The sequence below is a fragment of the Pseudomonas sp. LBUM1678 genome, from assembly GCF_059695575.1.
Genome location: NZ_CP166775.1, coordinates 51,395 through 73,433, shown reverse-complemented (window position 1 = coordinate 73,433; position 22,039 = coordinate 51,395). Strand labels below are relative to the sequence as shown.

The window sequence follows — 22,039 nt, the reverse complement described above, 5'->3', positions numbered from 1 at the left end:
TCACTAATTAAGCAACTCGAACCGCCAGGTGCCGTGCCTGGAACATTGCTCACAAGTCCGGCTAGGACGAGATCGCAACGAGGAGTTTAAGACTGATGAGTACCAAGAAGCCTGCCGCACCTAAAAGCGCCTTGGCCGGGACCAACACCCTGGACCGCGGCAATACCAATACCAAGCTGGAAAGCCTGGAAAAATTCCGCTCCGACGCCACCGAACAAGCCCTGCGCACCAATCAGGGCGTGAAGGTGTCGGACAACCAGAACACTTTGAAGGTCGGCGCCCGCGGACCTTCATTGCTGGAAGACTTCATCATGCGTGAAAAAATCACGCATTTTGACCATGAGCGGATCCCGGAGCGCATCGTTCACGCCCGCGGCACCGGCGCCCATGGCTTCTTCCAGGCCTATGAAAACCATTCGGTACTGACCAAGGCTGGATTCCTACAGGATCCGAACAAAAAAACCCCAGTGTTCGTGCGCTTCTCCACGGTGCAGGGCCCGCGCGGGTCAGGCGATACCGTGCGGGACGTACGAGGTTTCGCCGTGAAGTTTTTCACCGACGAAGGCAACTTCGACCTGGTGGGCAATAACATGCCGGTGTTTTTCATCCAGGATGCGATCAAGTTTCCCGACTTCGTGCACGCGGTGAAACCCGAGCCGCATAACGAGATTCCTACCGGCGGCTCGGCCCACGATACGTTCTGGGACTTCGTTTCCCTGGTGCCGGAATCAGCGCACATGGTGATCTGGGCCATGTCCGACCGGGCGATCCCGAAAAGCCTGCGCAGCATGCAAGGCTTTGGCGTGCATACGTTCCGGTTGATCAATGCCGAAGGAAAATCACGCTTCGTCAAATTCCACTGGCGCCCTACCGCCGGTACTTGCTCGCTGGTGTGGGATGAAGCGCAGAAGCTCGCCGGCAAGGACACCGACTATCACCGTCGTGATCTCTGGGAGTCGATCGAGATGGGCGACTACCCGGAATGGGAACTGGGCGTGCAGGTCATCGAGGAAGAAAACGAACATAAATTCGACTTCGATATCCTCGACCCGACCAAGCTGATCCCGGAAGAGTTGGTGCCAATCACCCCGTTGGGCAAAATGACCCTCAACCGCAACCCCGACAACTTCTTTGCGGAAACCGAGCAGGTTGCGTTCTGCCCAGGCCATATCGTGCCGGGAATCGACTTTTCCAACGATCCTTTGCTGCAAGGTCGACTGTTTTCCTACACCGACACGCAAATCAGCCGACTTGGTGGGCCGAACTTTCACGAAATCCCCATCAACCGTCCCGTGGCACCGTTCCATAATGGCCAACGGGATGCACTGCATCGCACCACCATCGACAAGGGCCGCGCGTCCTACGAGCCGAACTCCATCGATGGCGGTTGGCCAAAAGAAACGCCGCCCGCCGCGCAGGACGGTGGATTCGAGACCTACCCGGAACGCATCGACGCCAACAAGATTCGCCAGCGCAGCGAGTCCTTCAGCGACCATTTCTCCCAGGCGCGGCTGTTTTTCCACAGCATGAGCAAGCACGAGCAGGAACACATCATCTCGGCCTACAGCTTCGAGCTGGGCAAGGTCGAGCGGGAGTTCATCCGTGCGCGTCAGGTGAATGAGATTCTGGCCAATATCGACCTGGAACTGGCCAAGCGCGTGGCACAGAACCTCGGCTTGCCGGCGCCAAAGGCTGGCACTGTCGAAGTGCGTAAAACTTCGCTGGACCGCTCACCCGCCTTGAGCCAGGCCAACCTGCTGCCAGCAAATATCAAAACCCGCAAAGTGGCGATCCTTGCAGCCAACGGTGTCGATGGTGCTGCAATTGATGCGATGAAGAAGGCGTTGATGGCCGAAGGGGCGCACGCCAAGTTGCTCGGCCCGACCTCCGCCCCCGTGACGACCGCCGATGGCAAGACACTACCGGTGGATGCGTCGATGGAAGGGATGCCTTCGGTGGCATTCGATGCGGTGTTCGTGCCCGGTGGCGCGGCGTCGATCAAGGCGTTGAGCGGCGATGGCGTGGCGCTGCATTACCTGCTGGAGGCTTACAAGCACTTGAAGGCGATTGCGCTGCATGGCGAAGCGAAGCAATTGCTGGATGTATTGAAGCTTGAGGTGGATGCGGGGTTGATCGTGGGGGCGGATGCCAAATTGATCAAACCGTTTTTTGCGGCGATCGGGCAGCATCGGGTTTGGGATCGTGAGCCGAAGGCCAAGGCGATTCCGGCTTAAGGATTTGTATCGATAGGGATGACGCCTTCGCGGGCAAGCCTCGCTCCTACAAGGATTGTGTCGTTCGCTAATGTGATGAACGACGCGACCTTGTAGGAGCGAGGCTTGCCCGCGAAGCTTTTAGGGCTTGCGAGGACTTAGTACCATCTGCGCTGGAATGTTGCGCAGGATCTGTTTTTCCAGGTTCAAATCAAACCCCGAATCCAGCTTCTTCACCCGTTTGGTCAGCAACGTGGCCAACCAAGGGTAATCCTGGGTGCGCGGCGCCTGAATACTCACGTCGCACTGATAATTCACCACATCAGCGGCGATTGCATCCAATTGACGGCGAAGTTTTTTCATATCGGTGAGGTTCAACGCAACCGTAGTGCTTTCGGCGGTCGGATCAATCACTTTCGCCTGCGGTTTAGCCTCAGCAGCCAACAGCGCCGCTTCCGCTCTGTCCAACTCGGCTTTGCGCGCATTGACGATGGCGTTGTTAACCCCACCGGTCAGCGCCGGAGCCTTCGGCATCAACGCCCGAGCCCTCGCCAGCGCCGTGGCGGCCGCATTCACATCGCCTTTTTGCAGCACGATCTGGCTACGACGCAGATAGGCTTCGGCCAATTGACGCTGATATTGCACAAGGGACGGGTCGTCGGGCGACTGGGCCTGCAAGGTCGCCAGTTGAGCTTCGGCGGTGGCCAGCTCGCTGCTGGCCAGGTTTTGTTCCAGCTGCGCGATAGCCGTGGCCCGTGCATCGGTCGCCTCAATGGTGGCCGATGGTGTGCTTTGGCAAGCGCCCAGTAGCAGCGAAAATGCGACAAGGAGCAGATAACGGGAGGCTAACAGCTTCATTCCTGCGACTCTCTATTTGCGCAAAAAACGAGCAAGTCTACACCCCTCGACGGGGCAGGACAAAACTCAGCAGAAACAGTGCGGCGGCCGTCACAACAATCGATGGGCCTGCCGGTGTGTCCTTGAACCATGACAGCGCCAACCCGCCACAGACCGCGAGCATGCCCAGCAGGCTCGCGCCCAGTGCCATCTGCTCCGGCGAACGGGCGTGACGTTGTGCCGCAGCTGCCGGGATGATCAACAACGAAGTAATCAGCAACACACCGACGATTTTCATCGCCACAGCGATCACCACAGCGATCAGCAACATCAGGGTCAGGCGCAGTGCCGGCACCGGCAAACCTTCCACCCTGGCCAATTCTTCGTGCACCGTGATTGCCAGCAATGGCCGCCACAATGTCACCAACAAGGCTAGAACGGCCGCGCTGCCGCCGAGTATCCAGGCCAGATCGGTCGGGCTGATCGCCAGCAAGTCGCCGAACAGATAAGCCATCAGGTCGATCCGCACTTCGTGCATGAAGCTTAGTACGACCAGGCCCAGAGAGAGCGTACTCGGTGCGAGAATTCCCAAAAGCGTGTCGGACGCCAGCGGCTGGCGCTGTTGCAACGTCACCAGCAGCACCGCCAACAGCAAGCAGCCGACGGTGACGGCCACGGTCGGGCTGACATCCAGCAGAAAGCCCAATGCCACGCCGAGCAAGGCCGCGTGGGACAAGGTGTCGCCGAAATAGGCCATGCGCCGCCAGACCACAAACGAACCCAGCGGTCCTGCGACCAGCGCCAAAGCCAGACCTGCAAGCAGGGCGTAGAGCAGAAAATCAGCCATGCTTGCAGCTATCTCCATGGACATGGGGTTGGGCCGTCGTGGCCGCGCTGACCACCGAACCATGCAGGTCATGGGCGTGGTCGTGGTGGTGGTGATATATCGCCAGGCTTTGTGCGTTCTTTCCGAACAGCTCGACGAACGCCGGATCGCCGCTGACCTGTTCCGGGTGCCCGGAGCAGCAGACATGACGATTCAGGCAAACCACTTGGTCGGTGGTACTCATGACCAGGTGCAAATCGTGGGAGACCATCAACACGCCGCAGCCGTGACGGTCGCGCAGGCGCGTGATCAGGCTGTACAGCTCAGCCTGACCGGCCACGTCGACACCTTGCACCGGCTCGTCGAGCACCAGCAATTCCGGCTCACGCAACAAGGCCCGAGCCAGCAACACGCGCTGCATTTCGCCACCGGAAACACTTTGCACCGGGCTGTCGATCACCTGCTCGGCGCCGACTTCCTTGAGTGCCGCCAAGGCTCGAGCGCGGTCAACGCCCGGCACCAGGCGCAAGAAGCGCAGCACGGACAGCGGCAACGTCGGATCGACGTGAAGTTTTTGCGGCATGTAACCGACCCGCAGTTTCGGCTTGCGCCAGACGCTGCCACTGTCCGGTTTCAACAGACCGAGCACGGCGCGCACCAGCGTCGTTTTGCCCGCACCATTCGGCCCGATCAGGGTGACGATCTGCCCCGGCTCGACGCTCAGCTCGATGTTGTCCAGCACGTTTTGCCCGGCAAAGGTGACGGCAACCTGCTCGAGGCGGATCAGCGCGTTGCTCATCAAGCCCCCTGGCAACCCGAGCAGAGACCGACGACTTCAACGGTCTGGCCTTCGACGACAAACCCGACATCCTTAGCGCTGCTGATGATCGCGTCGCTGATGGATTTCTGTTCGAGTTCGATGGCGGCGTGGCATTCGCGGCAAATCAGGAACTGGCCCTGGTGGGCATGCTCAGGGTAATTGCAGCCAATGAAGGCGTTCAGCGAGGAGATGCGGTGGACGAGGCCGTTTTCCAGCAGGAAATCCAGTGCGCGGTACACGGTTGGCGGCGCGGCGCGACGGCCGTCCTGCTCGCTGAGTACCGCGAGGATGTCGTAGGCACCCAGCGGTTTGTGGCTTTGCCACACCAGTTCCAGCACCCGCCGACGCAAGGCGGTCAGGCGCAGGCCTTGACGTGCGCACAAGGCATCGGCCTCCGACAGAGCGCTATGCACGCAATGAGAGTGATCGTGGGGACGGCTGGCAATCGGTGTTTTAGGCATGAGCGGCGACGAGTTTTGTGAGAGACGTTATTATGTTACCCGTTCTCGCCTCTTCGAGTGGTCATCGTGTCCCGACTTTTTTCTATCTTTGTCACATTTGTCGCAAGTTTTCTGTTGATGGGTTCGGCCCTGGCCGACGTCAAAGTGCTTACCAGCATCAAGCCGCTACAGCTGATTGCCGCTGCGGTGCAGGACGGCGTGGCGATTCCGGAAGTGCTGCTGCCGCCCGGTGCTTCGCCGCATAACTATGCCTTGCGCCCTTCCGACGTACGGAAGGTGCAATCGGTGGATCTGGTTTACTGGATCGGGCCGGACATGGAAGGTTTCCTGCCTCGCGTGCTGAACGGTCGTACGCTGCCGAGCGTCGCGATCCAGGATTTGCCGGGGCTGAAACTGCGCCATTTCGACGAAGACAGCCATTCCCACGCGGAAGAAGCCGACGAGCATGATCACGATCACCGTCCGGGCAGCCTGGACGCGCATTTGTGGTTATCGCCGGTGAACGCCCGCGTAATCGCCAGCAAAATGGCGTCTGACCTGAGTGCAGCTGATCCAGCCAATGCGGCGCGCTATCAGAGCAACCTCAAGGCGTTCGATGAGCGTCTGGATGCGCTGGACCTGCGACTGAAGGCGCGTCTGGCGGGGATCGCGGGCAAACCTTACTTTGTGTTCCACGAGGCTTTCGACTACTTCGAAGACGCCTACGGCCTCAAGCACACCGGCGTATTCAGCGTCGCTGCCGAAGTGCAGCCGGGTGCGCAACATGTCGCGGCGATGCGTACGCGCTTGCAGGAAGTCGGCAAGACGTGTGTGTTCAGTGAGCCGCCGTTGCGTCCGCGCCTGGCGGAAACACTGGTGGCGGGCCTGCCGGTAAAATTGGCGGAGCTGGATGCGTTGGGCGGGTACACGCCGGCGACTGCTCAGGGGTATGAGCAGGTGCTGGAGAAGTTGGGGAATGATCTGGCGGGGTGCCTGGAGTCGTTGTAACTGCGGGATCTGCGGCGCCCCATTCGCGGGCAAGCCTCGCTCCTACAGGATTTGTATCGTCCACAATGTTAGAGAACGACACAAACCCTGTGGGAGCGTGGCTTGCCCGCGATGCTTTTAAAGGGCAAACGGCAAAGGCGTGTTCACTTTTTGCCGCTGCGCCAACCGCTGCTGGAACTCCATCGGGTCGTGAATCAACACATCCTGCCCGGCGAACGACTCCGCGGCGATCAACCGTGACAACCAAAACCGCACACACGCCACGCGCAGCATGGTCGGCCACAGCTCGGCTTCCGCTGCCGTGAACGGCCGCAACGCCGCATAAGCCCCGAGCAGCGCTCGCGCTCGCGGCCCGTCGATCAGCCCGTCGTCATCCGAACACCAGTCATTCAAGGCAATCGCCACGTCGTAGAGCATCGGTCCCGAGCAGGCATTGTAGAAGTCGATCAGCCCGGTCAGATGCGTGCCTTCGAACATCGCGTTATCGCGGAACAGGTCGGCGTGGATGTTGGCTCGAGGCAGCGCCAGAATTTTCGTCTTCTGCTGAGTGATTTCGTCCAGCGCCCGTTGCAGCAGATCGCTTTGCTCGGCATTCAGGTGGGACAGCAACTGCGTGCCCTCCTCCAGCATCCAGTCCAGGCCACGATCGGTTTTGCGCTTGATCATGTTGGCCTGGGTAGCCAGGTGCAAATGGCCCAGCAACTCGCCGACTTGAGCGCAATGCTGCGCGTTGGCGACCTTGATGTGCTTGCCGGCCAGACGTGGTTGCAACAGCGCAGGCTTGCCGGCCAGTTCGCGCAAGGCAACGCCATCGGTGGTGCGCAGCGCGTACGGCACCGGCAGGTCAGCCTCGTGCAGCACGTCGAGCAGTTCGATGAAGAACGGCATCTCCTGAACCGGACCGCGCTCGACCAGGGTCAGGACAAACTCGCCCTGCTCCAGGCTAATGAAGAAATTGGTGTTTTCACTACCGGCGGCAATCCCCTGGAAATCAAGCAGGCGGCCGAGCCCGTATGGGGCGAGAAAAGTTTCCAGCTCGGGCCGAGCCAGCGGGGTGAACACAGACATGTTTAAACTGCCAGTACGGGCGCCGCTGCTTGAGCCAGCGCCGATTGAAATTAAGAAACTACTTCCACTCAAAAATTTTCCACGACGGAATCAGCATATCCGGCTGATCCGAGCGGATGAAGTTTGCATCGGTACCGTCCGCACGCACCAGAAAATATGGCGGTGCACCCTTCGGCGTGACCTTGATCGCGTACAGGAAACCGTTTTGACGGTATTCCTGAATGACCTTGTCCCCTTCCGTGCGGATCGTGACTTCCGGCTCCGGCGTCGGCGCATCGTCCGCCGCCATGACAGCCAGGGGAACGGTTGCAAACAAGCCAGCCAGCAACAGGCGATTTAGTGTGCGCATGATAACCTTGTCCCTTTGTCGTCAACGGTCCCGCTATTCTAGCGCCGGACCCGCCGAAAAGGTTGATCCTGCTCATGAGCCAAGCCCCCCTCGTCCTGGTGGACGGTTCTTCTTACCTGTACCGCGCCTTTCACGCCCTGCCGCCGCTGACCACTTCCAAAGGTCTGCCGACCGGAGCGGTCAAAGGCGTGCTGAACATGCTCAAGAGCCTGCGCAAGCAGTACCCGGGCAGTCCGTTCGCCGTGGTGTTCGACGCCAAGGGTGGGACGTTTCGCGATGACATGTACGCCGAATACAAGGCCAACCGCCCGAGCATGCCGGATGACATGCGCGTGCAGATCGAGCCCCTGCACCAGAGCGTGATCGCGCTGGGCTTCCCGCTGCTGTGCGTCGAAGGCGTTGAGGCCGATGACGTGATCGGCACTCTGGCCCGTAGCAGCGCCGCGGCTGATCGCCCGGTGGTGATCTCCACCGGCGACAAGGACATGGCGCAACTGGTCGACGGCCACATTACCTTGGTCAATACCATGACCGGTAGCGCGCTGGACGTGGAGGGCGTGAAGGAGAAATTCGGCGTCGCTCCCAAGCAGATCATCGATTACCTGGCACTGATGGGCGACTCTTCCGACAACATTCCGGGCGTTCCGGGCATTGGTCCGAAGACTGCTTCCGGCCTGCTGGTCGGTGTGAACGGCGGCCTGACCGAGCTGTACGCACAGCTCGACATCGTCCCGACCCTGCCAATTCGCGGCGCCAAGACTCTGCCGGCCAAGCTCGAAGAGCACAAGGAGATGGCGTTCCTCTCCTATCAGCTGGCGACCATCAAGATCGACGTACCGCTGGACATCGGCCTCGACGACCTGCAAATGGGCCAGCCGGATCACGACAAACTCGCCGAGCTCTACACCCTGCTGGAATTCAAGAGCTGGTTTGAAGAGAACCAGCGCGACGCCAAGCGTTCCGGCCAGGAGATTGTCGAGGTCGTTCAGGAGCAGCCGGGCGCTGTCGAATCGAAGTATGAAACCATCCTTGACGCTAAGCGCTTCGAAGCCTGGCTGGACAAACTCGACAAGGCGCCTCTGATCGCCTTCGTCACGGAAACCAACGGCACCGACGCTCAGCACGCGCAACTGGTGGGGCTGTCGTTTTCCGTAGCAGCTAACGAAGCGGCCTACATTCCGCTGACCCATTCCTACATGGGCGTGCCAGAACAGCTCGACCGCGATACCGTGCTGCTGGCATTAAAACCGTTACTGGAAGATCCGAAAAAGCTAAAAATCGGCCAGAACGCCAAGTTTGAAACCAACATTCTTGCCAATTGCGCCATCGGTGGCGACCAGAACCATGGGATCACTGTTCAGGGCATTGCCTACGACACGATGCTTGAGTCCTACGTGCTCGACTCGACCGCCACCCGGCACGACATGGACAGCTTGGCACTGAAGTACCTGGGCGAAAGCAAAACCGACATTCAAGAGATTGCCGGCAAAGGCGTCAAACAGCTGACCTTCGACCAGATATCCCTGGAGCTGGCTGGTGACTATGCCGCGGAAGATGCCGATGTCACCTTCCGCCTGCATTTGGCACTACAGGAAAAACTGGCGGCGACGCCAAGTTTGATTCAAGTACTCAGCGACATTGAAATGCCCCTGATGCCAGTACTGGCCCGTATCGAACGTCAGGGCGCGCTCGTGGACGCGAATTTGCTGGGCATCCAGAGCGTGGAGTTGGGCGAGAAACTGGTCGCCCTGGAGCGTGAGGCGTTTGCCATTGCGGGCGAGGAATTCAACCTCGGCTCTCCTAAGCAATTGGGCGTAATCCTCTACGAAAAGCTCGGTTTGCCGATACTCAGCAAAACCGCCAAAGGCCAGGCTTCGACGGCCGAAGCGGTGTTGGCCGAACTGGCGGAACAGGACTATCCACTGCCCAAGGTGTTGATGCAGTACCGCTCGCTGAGCAAACTCAAAAGCACTTACACCGACCGTCTACCCGAGCAGATCAACACGCGTACTGGTCGCATCCATACGAACTATCAGCAAGCCGTCGCTGCCACCGGACGCTTGTCGTCCATCGATCCGAACCTGCAGAACATTCCAATCCGTACCGCCGAAGGGCGTCGGATTCGCCAGGCGTTCGTGGCGCCGAAAGGCTACAAACTGCTGGCGGCGGACTATTCGCAAATCGAACTGCGGATCATGGCGCACCTGGCCAAGGACGAAGGTTTGCTGCACGCGTTCCGCAATGACCTCGACGTGCACAAGGCCACCGCCGCCGAAGTGTTCGGCGTGGAACTGGACGATGTCACCACGGATCAGCGTCGCAGCGCCAAGGCGATCAACTTCGGTTTGATCTACGGCATGAGCGCGTTTGGCCTGGCGAAGCAGATCGGCGTTGATCGCAAGCAATCCCAGGCGTACATCGACCGTTATTTCGCCCGCTACCCGGGTGTTCTGGAATACATGGAACGAACCCGCGCCCACGCGGCTGAGCAAGGTTTTGTCGAGACGATCTTCGGTCGTCGCCTGTACCTGCCGGAAATCAATGCGAAAAACCCGGCCCTGCGCAAAGGTGCCGAACGCACGGCGATCAACGCACCGATGCAAGGCACGGCGGCGGACATCATCAAGAAAGCCATGGTGGCTGTGGATAACTGGCTGACTTCCTCGGGCCTCGATGCCAAGGTCATCCTGCAAGTGCACGATGAATTGGTGCTTGAGGTGCGTGAAGATCTGGTCGATCAAGTCCGCGATGAAATTCGCGCGCACATGAGCGATGCCGTGAAGCTGGATGTGCCGCTTCTGGTCGAGGTCGGCGTAGGCAATAACTGGGATGAGGCTCACTGAGCCGTCTGAAGGGGCGTTTTCTGCTGCGGCATAGCGCCGCGGCAGAAAGTCGAAGGATTGTTATTTCAAAATATGCTTGGGGTTATTCCAAATGGATTTTGAACCCATGAGGAACTAAACCCGTGAACCGCCACTCAGAGTTACTGAAAGGCTGGTGAAGCCCTTCGATGCTCCTATGTTGTGTTAAGTGTTGGCAGATATCTGGACCCCGCCCTAACGGTCCGGAACTTGGACCCCGGAACTTCCCCCTCCCCATAAGAAGTCCGGGGTTTTTTTTGCCTGCGATTTATTGCTCGGCAATCTCGGAGCCTTTGTCTGCCAGTTCCATCCAGCCTGCCAGTACAGTGTAGGCGTCTTCCAGGCCCATGCGTTTTGGCGCCGAGAACAGCTGGATACTGATCGCATCGCCCCACCCTTTGCGGATGTCTGTCTGGACCTTGAGCAGGACGTTTTTCGCTGCGCCGTAGGTCAGCTTGTCGGCTTTGGTCAGCAAAATGTGCATCGGCATGCCGCTGGCCACGGCCCAATCGAGCATCAACAGGTCGAAGTCGGTCATTGGATGACGGATGTCCATCATCAGGATCAGACCTTTCAAACTCTCGCGACCACCCAGATAAGCTTCCAGGTGACGCTGCCAGTGCAGCTTCAACGGGATAGGTACTTTCGCGTAACCGTAACCCGGGAGGTCGACCAGACGACGATCATCGTCTAGCTTGAAGAAGTTCAAGAGCTGCGTGCGACCCGGAGTTTTCGAGGTCCGCGCCAGACTGGCGTGCGTCAAAGTGTTCAGCGCACTGGACTTGCCGGCGTTGGAACGCCCGGCGAAGGCGACTTCAAAGCCTTCGTCGTCGGGACATTGGTCGACTTTGGCAGCGCTGAGCATGAAGGTGGACTGTTGGCACAGGCCGAGGATGGGGTTCTTGAGTTGCATGGGATTTCCGATGTGGGCGGCGCCGGGAATGGACGCGGCAAGCGGTGTCGTTTCCGTTTCAGTGACGCCAGTATATAATGCCGCAGATTTTGTGTGCGCTTTGTCCCAGCGTAGGATGAAGTTCACGAGAGCGATTGACCTTGATTGCGCATTAGAACGCAGAACGCTCTCAACCCTGAAAAGGTCGTTTTATGACGAAATGGCTGCTAGCTGCCGGTGTCTTGATGCCGCTTTACAGCGCTCAGGCTACACAGGATCCGGAAGCTGTGTACAACCGTGTTTGTGGTGCCTGTCATTCCGGCCAACTACCCATGGCGCCCAAAAAGGGCGATCAGGAAGCTTGGACGCCGAGGTTGGCGAAAGGTATGGAGACGCTGGTGCAACACGTGACCCAGGGTTTCAAGGCGATGCCGCCGCGTGGTTTGTGCATGGACTGCAGTGCCGAGGATTACCAAGCCATCATCCACTGGATGAGCGAGTGATCCCGGTCCATAACTCTTTAACCCTTAGCCGTAGTTGGATTAGCTGATGAACAAATTGATCGTGAGTCTGCTGTTGACCGTGGGGATCTCCGGCATAGCCCATGCTGCAGGTGATGCAACTGCTGGTCAGGCGAAAGCCGCAGTATGTGGCGCCTGTCATGGCCCGGATGGCAACAGCATGGCGCCTAACTTTCCGAAACTGGCAGGCCAGGGCGAGCGTTATCTGAACAAGCAGCTGCACGACATCAAGTCCGGCAAGCGCACCGTTCTGGAAATGACCGGCCTGCTGACCAACCTGAGCGATCAGGACCTGGCCGATATCTCCGCCTACTTCGCCAGCCAGAAAGGCAGCGTTGGCGCCGCCGACCCGAAAGTCGTGTCTCGCGGTGAAGCATTGTTCCGTGGCGGCGACCTGGCCAAGGGCCTGCCAGCCTGCACCGGCTGCCACTCTCCGGACGGCAAGGGCAACGCGGCTGCCGGCTTCCCGCACCTGGGCGGACAGCATGCTCAGTATGTTGCCAAGCAACTGACCGACTTCCGCAAAGAAGAAGGCGGTCGCGCCAACGATGGCGATACCAAACCGATGCAAAGCATTGCCAAAAAGCTGAGCGACGAAGATATCGCCGCGGTGTCCAGCTACATTCAGGGCCTGCACTAAGACCGGCAAATCGAGCGTCACGCGGGACGTACATCTCCTGCAACGTTAACGCTCTATTAATCCGTCGCAGCAAGTATAAAAAGGGTGGCTCAGGCCGCCCTTTTTTGTGGCCGCTGCCGTTACACTACAGAACTCAAGCCCGCCAGGACCTGTCTGAAAACAGGTCGCGCGAGGCGACCAAAATTGTCCAGGAGTAAAGCATGCGTAATCTGATCATCAGCGCCGCACTCGTCGCTGCCAGCCTGTTCGGCATGAATGCCCAAGCCGCCGAAGCACCCGCCGCCCCTTATGTCGAACTGAGCAACCCGGTTCCGGTCGCCGTGCCTGGCAAGATCGAAGTCGTGGAGCTGTTCTGGTATGGCTGCCCGCATTGCTACGCTTTTGAACCAGTGATCAATCCTTGGGTTGAGAAACTGCCTTCCGACGTGAACTTCGTACGCATTCCTGCCATGTTCGGCGGCCCATGGGACGCACACGGCCAGATGTTCCTGACCCTTGAAGCGATGGGCGTCGAGAACAAGGTCCACGCTGCGGTGTTCGAAGCGATTCAGAAACAACACAAGAAGCTGGTCGACAAGACTGAAATGGCCGACTTCCTCGCGACTCAAGGTGTAGACAAGGACAAGTTCCTGGCGACCTTCGACTCCTTCGCCATCAAGGGCCAGATCACCAAGGCTCGCGAACTTGCCAAGAAATATGAAATCTCCGGCGTTCCAACCATGATCGTCAACGGCAAGTACCGCTTTGACGTGGGCTCTGCCGGCGGTGCCGAGCAGGCTCTGCAACTGGCCGACAAACTGGTCGACAAAGAGCGAGCGGCTAACAAGGCTGCCGCCAACTAAGCGCGGCGACTGCCATGCGCCGCTGGGGTACTGAACGCGTCGTTGGTCTGCATGATCCGCGGGTCAACGAGCATCATCTGGAATCGACGGGCTTGCCCGCAGACAGCCGTCTGCGTTTGCTCAGTTTCAATATCCAGGTCGGCATCAGTACCGAGCGCTATCGGCACTACCTGACCCGAGGCTGGCAGCATCTGCTGCCGCACACCGGGCGTGCCGACAACCTGCAAAAGATCGGCAATCTGCTAGGCGACTTCGACTTGGTCGCCCTGCAGGAAGCCGATGGCGGCAGCTTGCGATCAGGCTACGTCAATCAGGTTGAACACCTGGCGCAGCTCGGCGCCTTTCCCTACTGGTATCAACAACTCAATCGCAACCTCGGTCGCCTTGGCCAGCACAGCAATGGCGTGCTCAGCCGCCTGCGCCCGTGGGCGATTGAAGATCATCCGCTGCCGGGGCCCAAGGGTCGCGGGGCCATTCTGGTGCGCTTCGGCGAGGGTCCGGAGGCGCTGGTGGTGGTGATGATGCACCTGGCGCTGGGCGCTCGAGCCCGCAGCATGCAATTGGCTTATATCCGCGAGTTGATCGGCGGTTACAAACACCAGGTGCTGATGGGCGATATGAATACCCACGCCACTGATTTGCTGCAAAACTCCCCGTTGCGTGACCTCGGCCTGCTCGCGCCGCAGCTGGAAGCGACCTTCCCCAGCTGGCGCCCACAGCGTTGCCTGGACCATATTCTGCTCAGCCCCACCCTGACCCTTGAAAAGGTCGAGGTGCTGGCACAACCGATTTCAGATCACCTGCCCGTCGCGGTAGAGATTCGTCTGCCGGGTTCGCTCACGGCCGATGCATTCCCCGCGTTGAGTCCTGCACCTTCGCGGATCCCATGAATGAGCGACGAAACACAGCGTTGGAAAGAGAAATACCTCAAAAGCATCGAACAACAGGAAAAGCTCGAACGCCGATGGGATGCCCGGCTCGACTTGCTGCGTCGCGGGCTGGTGCGCAGCACGCTGGCCGCAGAAGGCACCGATCGCGCCGTTGACCTGTGCATGAAGGAAATGCGCGAAGTCGTGCGCACCGATGACATGGACGCCGGCCTGGCCGCTCTGCTTCCGCGACTGGAAAAAGCCGTACTCGATTCCGAACAGCGCCGGGAAACCCGGGTCAATCAGACCAGTGCCGCACTGACTGCACTGGTGACTCAGTTGCAAACACTGCCGCTGCCTCGCGAAGTCAGCCGACCACTCAAGAACTTTGCCAAACAACTGGATGGCCGAGTCAGTCAGGCGCGTGAGATTCCGTTGCTACTCAGCGAACTGAGTGGCCTGCAAGGAAAGGCCTTGCGTCAACTGGACACCCCGGCAGAACCTGATCGTCCCGGTTTTCTGCAGCGACTGTTCGGCAATCGGGAAGCGGATGAAGCCGCGCCGCAAATCGCCGCTCCAGCGGTGCAAACGGCTACCGTCGAACCCGTTGCCGCGCCCCTGACCGCAACCCCGAATGAAGCGGTCGATCTCGCATCCACGGAGGAGCAGCCACCAGTCGTACCGCCAACGGTACTCGACGCCCAACCCGCCGCTGCCATTCCTGAACCCTTGGAGACACACGCACCACCCACTTCCCAAGTGGTGGCGTTTGTCCCGCCTGTGCTTCAGCCAGAGACCGCCTGTGCGCAAACTGTAGAGCCACACGTACAGCCCAACATTGAACAACCACAAGAGCCAGCGCTTCCAGACATCGTGCCAGCCGAGCAGTTGCAAGAGGCAATCAACCCGGATGAACTGACCCCGGCATTAGCGACCATTGATGCGGAGCACCTCGAGCCAGAGGATATTCTCTACGCCCTGCCCGACTCGCCCGAGCCGTCCTACAGCTCGGTTGCCAAGCACATCGAAGACACTCTCCTGGGCCTGCTCGACGACCTGACATTGCCGGAACGCCATCGACCGCAAGCCGAAGCAATGCGCGATCGCCTGCAAAACGGCTTGAACTGGTATGAGTTGATCCCGATCCTAGACGATCTGGCGACTTTGATGCTGGCAATCACAGACAGCGGCCAGCACGAGTTCGAAGCCTACCTGCAGCAACTCAACGAACGCCTCGAGTCGTTCCAGAGCAACTTGCAGGCCGCCAGCGACGGCCATGCCGATAACCGCTCCGCTGCGCGCGAAATGGATACGCAGATCCGCGAGCAAGTCGATGGCCTGCAGAGCAGCATGCAGGAAGCGGCAAACCTGGATGACCTCAAGCACGTCCTGGAGAACCATCTCGAAGGCCTGCTCGGCACCATGGATCAACACCAGAAGCAGCGTGACGAACGTGAGCAGGAAGTCGCAGCACGCTTGCAAAGCCTGGCCGAACGCGTGGCGCACATGGAGCAGGAAGCGCTGGGCTACCGCGAACACCTTGAAGAACAGCGCCAGAAAGCCCTGATCGACCCACTCACCAGCCTGCCCAATCGAGCGGCCTGGACTGAAAGGCTGGAGCACGAAGTCCGCCAATGGCAGCAACACGGCAACACCCTGTTGCTGGCGATGCTCGATCTCGACCATTTCAAGCGCATCAACGATAACTACGGCCACCTGGCAGGCGACAAGGTGCTGAAAATCATCGCCAGCGTGCTGCGAAAACGCCTGCGCGGTACGGATTTCATTGCGCGATTTGGCGGTGAGGAATTCGTCCTGTTGATGCCCGCCACGCCCCTGGCTGCCGGAGCTAAACTGCTGGAAGCCTTGCGCGCATCGATCGAAGCCTGCCCTTTTCACTTCAAGGGCGAGCGGGTGACCATCACTATTTCCATGGGTGTGACTGCATTTAAAGCCGGCGAACATAGCGATCTGGTGCTGAAAAGAGCCGATCAGGCGCTGTACCGCGCAAAACATGCCGGTCGCAATCGGGTTGAGGCAGGCTGAGAGCCAATTGTTCCATTTTGTTTAAAACAGCGCTTTTGCCCTCGGCGCGCAAGGCAGTACGTTACACTGTTGCATTACTGTCTTGCGTGTATGCCTTCTTGCCATGAAATGTCTTGCCCTTATCGTGTCGCTGCTTCTGTTGGCCGGTTGTGCCAGCGGCCCCCGGATCGACACCAGCCACCCTTCAGCCAATCACGACAGTCGTATTCAGTTCGTGGTGGTGCATTACACCTCCGCTTCGCTCGAGCGTTCGCTGCAATTGCTGACCCACGGCGAAGTCAGCAGTCATTACCTGATCGGCGACGACAAAGGCGCCACCATCTATAAGCTGATGGATGAAAATCTTCGGGCCTGGCACGCTGGCGAAAGCGAATGGCAAGGCCGGACGTGGCTGAATTCCAGCTCCATCGGCATCGAAATCGTCAATCCTGGCTTCAAAGACACGCCGACCGGCCGCCTCTGGTACCCCTACAGTGAAGATCAGGTTCAGTCGTTGATCTTCCTGCTCAAGGACATCAGCAAGCGTTACAACATCAACCCTCACTCCATCATCGGCCATAGCGACATTGCGCCGCTGCGCAAGCTCGATCCCGGTCCGCTGTTCCCTTGGAAGCGCCTCGCTGCAGAAGGCATCGGTAACTGGCCAAACGAGCAGTCCGTCGCCCGTCAGCAAACCCGGTTTGCAACAGAACTGCCGAGCATCAGTTGGTATCAGGGACAGCTGGCTCGCCTGGGGTACGCCACGCCACAAACGGGCGAGCTTGATGTGGCCACGCGTCACGTACTGTCGGCCTTCCAGATGCATTTTCGCCCCTCCCGATTCGACGGCACACCGGACGCTCAGACTGCGGCGCTCCTGCAAGTCTTGAATCAGACAAAATAATGACGCCCGCCCGACGGTAAGGGCTATTTCTCAATCAGCAGCTATAACTCATTGGTAATTCTTCGGATATCCATAATGACTGTAGCTCGAGAGACGTTTCGTAGCTGGTTCTATCGCCCCTGGTTTTTGGCGATGCTGGCTGCTGCCTTGAGCGCAACGCTATTGATGGCCGCCAGTCTGTTTGTTGCGATGAATCAGGTCGAGCAGAGGGAAAGCCAGGAAATGAACGCTCAGGGCGAGCGCTTCCTCGCCCGGCTGGAACAGCTGTTCGGGCAGCTACGCGAAAGCCTCGACGATCTGGAAGCCCAGCCCCTGCGAGGCTGCGATGACGAAATGATCGCGACCTTGCAACAGGTCAGCTTCAACTACCGATTCGTTTACGAAGCCACTTACATGGACGCGTCGCGGATCTGCTCGAATCGCCCTCGCCAGGGAGGGCAGTCGATGATTCGCACCCCGGACATCAAGGGCCCCACCTACAGTTTCTGGCTGAACACCACCACCGAACCCGATGAAAACCGTGCCGCGCTGATGCTGGGTCGCGGTAATTTCCGGGTCGCAACGTCTCGCGGCCATTTGACCGACATGGTCGATCTGTCGCCGGGAAGCAGCCTGCTGGTGGTACTCGACCATGGCACCCGCGCAATTCCTGTGTTGGGTGTCCCACAGGCCTGGCCACCCAAAGAGTCCTTGCCCCTGACAAACCGCGATGCCCTGCAAGTGACACAAACCCGCTTGATTTACCGTATGCCCACCAACAATCCCGAATACCAATTAGTGCTGATCACTCCGCGCACTGGCATGCATGTGCCGGGAGTGTGGTGGTGGCTGCTGCCGGCCAGTCTGGCGCTGGGTGTTTTAGTCGGTTTCATGGTGTTTCTGCTGGTGCGCCAGCGACAGTCACTGGACGCCGAACTGAACGGCGCTATTCGACGAGGCGAATTACAGGTGCTGTATCAGCCAATCTTCGATCTCGACAGCCGCAACTGTGTCGGGGCCGAAGCCTTGCTGCGCTGGCGAAGACCGGACGGCACGCTGACCAGCCCCGACCTGTTTATACCGATGGCGGAGAACACGGGCCAGATCCGCCAGATGACCGACTTCGTATTGCAGAGACTTCTCGAACAACTCGGGCAACTGCTACGGGCCAATCCGCAGTTGTATATCTCCGTCAACCTTGCAGCTTGCGACGTCATGGTGCCGCGTATCGGCCAGGTGATGGCACGCCTGCTGACCTTGCACCGGGTCGCGGCGCAGCAGATTGCCTTTGAGGTGACTGAGCGGGGTTTGATCGATGTGGTGGTGGCCAGGGAAAACCTGCAAGCCTTGCGCGATGTCGGACATCAGGTGCTGATCGATGATTTCGGCACTGGCTATTGCAGCCTTGCCTACCTGCAAACCCTGCCGGTGGACTGCCTGAAAATCGACAAGGCGTTCATTGATGCCCTGGGCCATGACGCCGCCAGCAGCGGCGTGGCACCGCACATCATTCACATGGCCCAGGCCCTGCAACTCAGGGTGATTGCCGAGGGCATCGAACATGAAGCCCAAGCGGCGTTTCTGAGCAGCGAAGGGGTGAAGTACGGTCAGGGCTGGCTGTTCGCCCATGCGCTGAGCGCCGTGCAGTTCATCGAACTGATTACCCGTGGTCGCCGAATGAGCAATCGACGTATTGATGATGAAGCCTGAAGAGGCTGCTGAGGTTTAAACCGCCAGCGCCATGTAGAACTGCGTACCCTGCCCCGGCCGCGAATAAACACCCATCCGCCCGCCATGCAACTGCACGATTTCCTTGCACAACGCCAAACCCAGCCCGGCACCGCCCTTCTTGCGGCCGACCTGAACGAAGGGTTCAAAGATCCGCCCCTGCTGACCGTAGGCAATGCCTTCACCGTTGTCTTCCACGCTGATAATCACCCGCTCCCCATGGCGTCGCGCCTGCAGACGTATCAGTCCATCCGGGGCGGTATGGCGCAAGGCGTTATCGATCAGGTTATCGAGCACCCTGTCCAATTGCGCCTGGTCGGCCTGCAATCGGGGTAACGGCCCCTGCACTTCCACCAGCAGCTCAATGCCCTTCTGCGCCGCAGTCCCGGCGAAACGTGCTTGAGCCTCCCCCAGTAAATCTTCGATGGAACACGGCGCCAGCGTGAGCTTCTGCAATCCGTTCTGGTAGCGCGAGAAATTCAGCAGGTCGTTGATCAGCTGCATCAAGCGCTGCATTTCTTCGTTCACAGTGTCCAGCAAGTCGGCCTCGCGGGAATCCTCGGGAAATTTCGCCCGCTCGCGAAACAGGCCGAAGGCCATGTGCATCCCGGTGACCGGGGTGCGCAGCTCATGGGAGGCGCGCAAGACAAACTCACTGCGCACCCGCTCGAAGGCACGCTGTTCGGTGACGTCATGCAACACCATCACTGCGCCGAGAATGTGACCCTGCGTGTGGCTGACCGGGGTCAGGCTGTACGTCAGCAACCTCGACTCACCATCGACCTCAATACTCAGGTCTTCCGGCGCCCGCTCCAGCGTCCCGCCGCGTAACACCAGTTGCAGCTGCTCATCGAGTTCGGGACGTTCAAGCGCCGTACCCAGCCCTTCACCGAGGCGATCGGTGTCCCAACCCAACTGGCGCTGCGCAACTGGATTGAGGTGTTCTAAATGGCCTTCGCGGTCGATCATCAATAATCCATCGTCGATGCCGTCGAGTACCGCCTGCAAACGTTGCTGACCGGCAAGCAGTTCGTCGATGTTCATGGCCTGGTGCTCACGCAACGCCTCGGCCATGATGCCGAAGCGCTTGGTCAGCTGGTTCATTTCCTCGGCGGAGGAAACCGGCAGGGTCACTTCGAAATTACCCTGGCCGATGTTGTCGGCGGCCTGGACCAACGCTTCGATCGGAGCACCAAACCGCCGGGCGATCGCATGGGCGGTCACGAAACCGATGATCAGCACCGCCAACCCCACCAACCCGAGCAGGCCGGCAATCAGCAACGCGCGCTCCCGGGCCTGGCGCTCGGTGTTGTTGATGTTATCCAGTGCGCGCTTTTGTTCAGTGACCAGACCGCTGCGCACAATATTGAATTTTTCCGTCAGCGCCTCATTGCCGCTCAACGCCGGCGTCGGCGCTTGTGCCTGATCGTAGACCTGAAGAAAGTCGAGGTAGTCAGCTTTGGCCTGTATGAAACCGTAGCCGCCGTTGCCGGATTTCTGAAGGGAGATGCCTTCTTCAAGCAACTCGAGGTAGTGCTGCCTGGCAGCCTCGAATGCCGCGGGATCAGGCTTGTCGTCAATCATCACCATGAGCTGATCGCCCAGGGTCTGACGCAATTTCAACCCCAGGTCCAGCGTGACGAAGTTGTTTCGAACCAGCACTTCCTGGGTCCCGGCCATCTGCATCACACTGACCAGCCCGAGCAAGAGCCCGAGCAGTGCCACGGTGATCAGCGCCGAGATACTCAGGAACAGCCGAGTACGCAGCTTCATCGCCAGTTTCATCGCAGGCTCACAAGTTGTACTGCTTGCGTTTGCGGTACAGGGTCGAGGCATCGATGCCGAGGGTCTTGGCCGCCTGATCCAGCGTATCTGCGGTGGCGAGCACGGCGCCGATGTGAGCTTTTTCCAGCTCATCCAGGCTCAACGCCGCGCCAATACGTGGTGCGTTGTTGGTCGGAGTCTCGGCCATGCCCAAATGGCTGATCTCGACCCGTTCCTGAGGGCAGATAATGCTCGCCCGCTCCACCACGTTCCGCAGTTCGCGAATGTTGCCTGGCCAGCGGTAACCCAGCAACGCTTCGCGCGCTTCGTCGCTGAAGCCACGGGCCGGACGCGCGTACTCCTTGACGAAGCGAGCCAGGAAACGGTCGGCCAGGTTCAGGATGTCTTCTCGGCGTTCGCGCAGTGGCGGCAAGTGCAAAGTGATGACGTTCAGGCGATAGAGCAGGTCTTCACGGAAACGACCGTCGCGCACCATGTCTTCGAGGTTCAGGTTGGTCGCCGCGAGAATTCGCACATCGGCGCGACGGGTCACCGGATCCCCCACCCGCTCGTATTCCTTGTCCTGGATGAAACGCAGCAACTTGGGTTGCAACGTCAGGGGAAAATCGCCGATCTCGTCGAGAAACAACGTGCCGCCATCGGCCTGATTGACCCGGCCCAACGTGCTTTCACTGGCACCGGTGAACGCGCCTCGGCTGTGGCCGAAGAGCTCACTTTCCATTAATTCCGCCGTCAGCGACGGGCAGTTGATGGTGACGCAGGATTTCTTCTGGCGCTTGCTCCAGCCGTGAATGGCTTGGGACAGTTCACCTTTACCGGTGCCGGACTCGCCAAGGATCAGAATGTTGGCGTCGGTGCTGGCGACCTGGCGTGCGGTTTCGAGTACCACTTTCATGGCCGGGCTATGGGAATCCAGACCGTCCTTGGGTTTACGCACTTCGCCTTCAAGCGCTTCCAGGCGGGCCGAGAGCTGCCGCACTTCCAGCTGCTTGGCGGTGGCCAGGCGCAGTTGGTCGGGACTGCAAGGTTTGACGAGGTAGTCGGCGGCACCGGCCTGGATCGCATCTACGGCGGTGTCCACCGCCGAGTGAGCGGTGACGATCACCACCCGCATCCATGGCGCCTGAATGCGCATCTGGGCCAGAACATCCAGGCCATTGTCTTCACCCAGGCGCAGATCCAGGAAGCAAAGATCGAACACCTGACGTTGCAGCAAAGCATCGGCCTGCGCCGCGCTGTTCGCGGTGGCCACGCTATAGCCTTCGTCTTCGAGGCAATAACGGAAGGTTCGCAGAATGGCGGATTCGTCATCCACCAGCAGAATGCGGCCTTGATGCTCGGTGGCTGATTCCATGTTCCTGCGCTCCTTTAATGAATGATCTTGGTCAGTAGTCTAATGAATGATCTTGGTTAGTCCCGGAAAAATCGGGCA

At 59.3% G+C, this 22,039-nt stretch carries 19 protein-coding genes; 10 read left to right on the top strand and 9 right to left on the bottom strand.

Going from position 1 to position 22,039, the window contains the following annotated elements; genetic code table 11:
* Positions 1-95: 95 nt before the first annotated feature.
* Positions 96-2,234, top strand: coding sequence for a catalase HPII (gene katE, locus ACA070_RS00335; protein ID WP_497449611.1), 2,139 nt, complete (start codon positions 96-98; stop codon positions 2,232-2,234).
* Positions 2,235-2,354: 120 nt separating this feature from the next.
* Here the strand turns inward: katE and ACA070_RS00330 are convergent, their stop codons facing one another.
* The 4 genes from ACA070_RS00330 to zur are packed head-to-tail and all read right to left on the bottom strand — an operon-like array spanning position 2,355 to position 5,157.
* Positions 2,355-3,071, bottom strand: a complete 717-nt coding sequence (locus ACA070_RS00330; RefSeq protein ID WP_497449610.1) for a PA5502 family lipoprotein — start codon at positions 3,069-3,071, stop codon at positions 2,355-2,357.
* A 37-nt stretch (positions 3,072-3,108) separates the two neighbouring features.
* Complete coding sequence (gene znuB / locus ACA070_RS00325) at positions 3,109-3,897, bottom strand: zinc ABC transporter permease subunit ZnuB (protein WP_017341765.1); 789 nt, start codon at positions 3,895-3,897, stop codon at positions 3,109-3,111.
* Positions 3,890-4,675 (bottom strand): zinc ABC transporter ATP-binding protein ZnuC, encoded by a 786-nt coding sequence (znuC, locus tag ACA070_RS00320; protein ID WP_462029415.1) that lies wholly within the window; start codon positions 4,673-4,675, stop codon positions 3,890-3,892. The genes znuB and znuC overlap by 8 nt, the downstream gene beginning before the upstream one ends.
* Positions 4,675-5,157, bottom strand: coding sequence for a zinc uptake transcriptional repressor Zur (gene zur / locus ACA070_RS00315; protein WP_461956472.1), 483 nt, complete (start codon positions 5,155-5,157; stop codon positions 4,675-4,677). Before zur ends, znuC begins: the two co-directional genes overlap by 1 nt.
* Positions 5,158-5,223: 66 nt before the next feature.
* On the opposite strand from zur, the gene znuA reads away from it, so the two are divergent.
* Complete coding sequence (gene znuA / locus ACA070_RS00310) at positions 5,224-6,144, top strand: zinc ABC transporter substrate-binding protein ZnuA (RefSeq protein ID WP_497449609.1); 921 nt, start codon at positions 5,224-5,226, stop codon at positions 6,142-6,144.
* A 117-nt stretch (positions 6,145-6,261) separates the two neighbouring features.
* Here the strand turns inward: znuA and ACA070_RS00305 are convergent, their stop codons facing one another.
* Together ACA070_RS00305 and ACA070_RS00300 are read right to left on the bottom strand one after the other, a co-directional pair.
* Positions 6,262-7,212 carry a homoserine kinase gene (locus ACA070_RS00305; protein ID WP_497449608.1) on the bottom strand — a complete coding sequence of 317 codons (951 nt, stop codon included), beginning with the start codon at positions 7,210-7,212 and terminating at the stop codon, positions 6,262-6,264.
* Between the two features lie 58 nt (positions 7,213-7,270).
* Positions 7,271-7,561, bottom strand: coding sequence for a DUF2782 domain-containing protein (locus tag ACA070_RS00300; protein WP_034149452.1), 291 nt, complete (start codon positions 7,559-7,561; stop codon positions 7,271-7,273).
* A 74-nt stretch (positions 7,562-7,635) separates the two neighbouring features.
* Here ACA070_RS00300 and polA point away from each other — a divergent pair, with 74 nt between their 5' ends.
* Positions 7,636-10,404 (top strand): DNA polymerase I, encoded by a 2,769-nt coding sequence (gene polA, locus ACA070_RS00295; protein WP_497449607.1) that lies wholly within the window; start codon positions 7,636-7,638, stop codon positions 10,402-10,404.
* A 286-nt stretch (positions 10,405-10,690) separates the two neighbouring features.
* On the opposite strand, the gene yihA is transcribed toward polA, so the two are convergent.
* A complete protein-coding gene (yihA, locus tag ACA070_RS00290; RefSeq protein ID WP_046055303.1) occupies positions 10,691-11,335 on the bottom strand; it encodes a ribosome biogenesis GTP-binding protein YihA/YsxC in 645 nt (214 codons plus the stop codon).
* A 191-nt stretch (positions 11,336-11,526) separates the two neighbouring features.
* Between yihA and ACA070_RS00285 the strand changes: the two genes are divergently transcribed.
* The 7 genes from ACA070_RS00285 (at position 11,527) to ACA070_RS00255 (ending at position 18,804) form a co-directional block, all read left to right on the top strand.
* The gene (locus ACA070_RS00285; protein WP_060540368.1) at positions 11,527-11,817 is read left to right on the top strand and encodes a c-type cytochrome; all 291 of its coding nucleotides are present in this window, start codon (positions 11,527-11,529) and stop codon (positions 11,815-11,817) included.
* A 46-nt stretch (positions 11,818-11,863) separates the two neighbouring features.
* On the top strand, positions 11,864-12,475 hold the full coding sequence (locus ACA070_RS00280) for a c-type cytochrome (protein WP_497449606.1): 612 nt from the start codon (positions 11,864-11,866) through the stop codon (positions 12,473-12,475).
* 200 nt (positions 12,476-12,675) lie between these two features.
* Positions 12,676-13,317 carry a thiol:disulfide interchange protein DsbA/DsbL gene (locus ACA070_RS00275; protein ID WP_497449605.1) on the top strand — a complete coding sequence of 214 codons (642 nt, stop codon included), beginning with the start codon at positions 12,676-12,678 and terminating at the stop codon, positions 13,315-13,317.
* A gap of 14 nt (positions 13,318-13,331) precedes the next feature.
* Positions 13,332-14,207 carry an endonuclease/exonuclease/phosphatase family protein gene (locus ACA070_RS00270; RefSeq protein WP_497449604.1) on the top strand — a complete coding sequence of 292 codons (876 nt, stop codon included), beginning with the start codon at positions 13,332-13,334 and terminating at the stop codon, positions 14,205-14,207.
* On the top strand, positions 14,208-16,232 hold the full coding sequence (locus ACA070_RS00265; RefSeq protein ID WP_497449603.1) for a diguanylate cyclase: 2,025 nt from the start codon (positions 14,208-14,210) through the stop codon (positions 16,230-16,232).
* A gap of 103 nt (positions 16,233-16,335) precedes the next feature.
* The gene (locus ACA070_RS00260; RefSeq protein WP_497449602.1) at positions 16,336-17,115 is read left to right on the top strand and encodes an N-acetylmuramoyl-L-alanine amidase; all 780 of its coding nucleotides are present in this window, start codon (positions 16,336-16,338) and stop codon (positions 17,113-17,115) included.
* A 75-nt stretch (positions 17,116-17,190) separates the two neighbouring features.
* Entirely contained in the window at positions 17,191-18,804 is a 1,614-nt protein-coding gene (locus ACA070_RS00255) for an EAL domain-containing protein (RefSeq protein ID WP_497449601.1), read from the top strand.
* Between the two features lie 15 nt (positions 18,805-18,819).
* Here the strand turns inward: ACA070_RS00255 and ACA070_RS00250 are convergent, their stop codons facing one another.
* Positions 18,820-20,607 (bottom strand): ATP-binding protein, encoded by a 1,788-nt coding sequence (locus ACA070_RS00250; protein WP_497449600.1) that lies wholly within the window; start codon positions 20,605-20,607, stop codon positions 18,820-18,822.
* 7 nt (positions 20,608-20,614) lie between these two features.
* Positions 20,615-21,961, bottom strand: coding sequence for a sigma-54-dependent response regulator transcription factor AlgB (gene algB, locus ACA070_RS00245; protein ID WP_010465602.1), 1,347 nt, complete (start codon positions 21,959-21,961; stop codon positions 20,615-20,617).
* Positions 21,962-22,039: the final 78 nt, after the last annotated feature.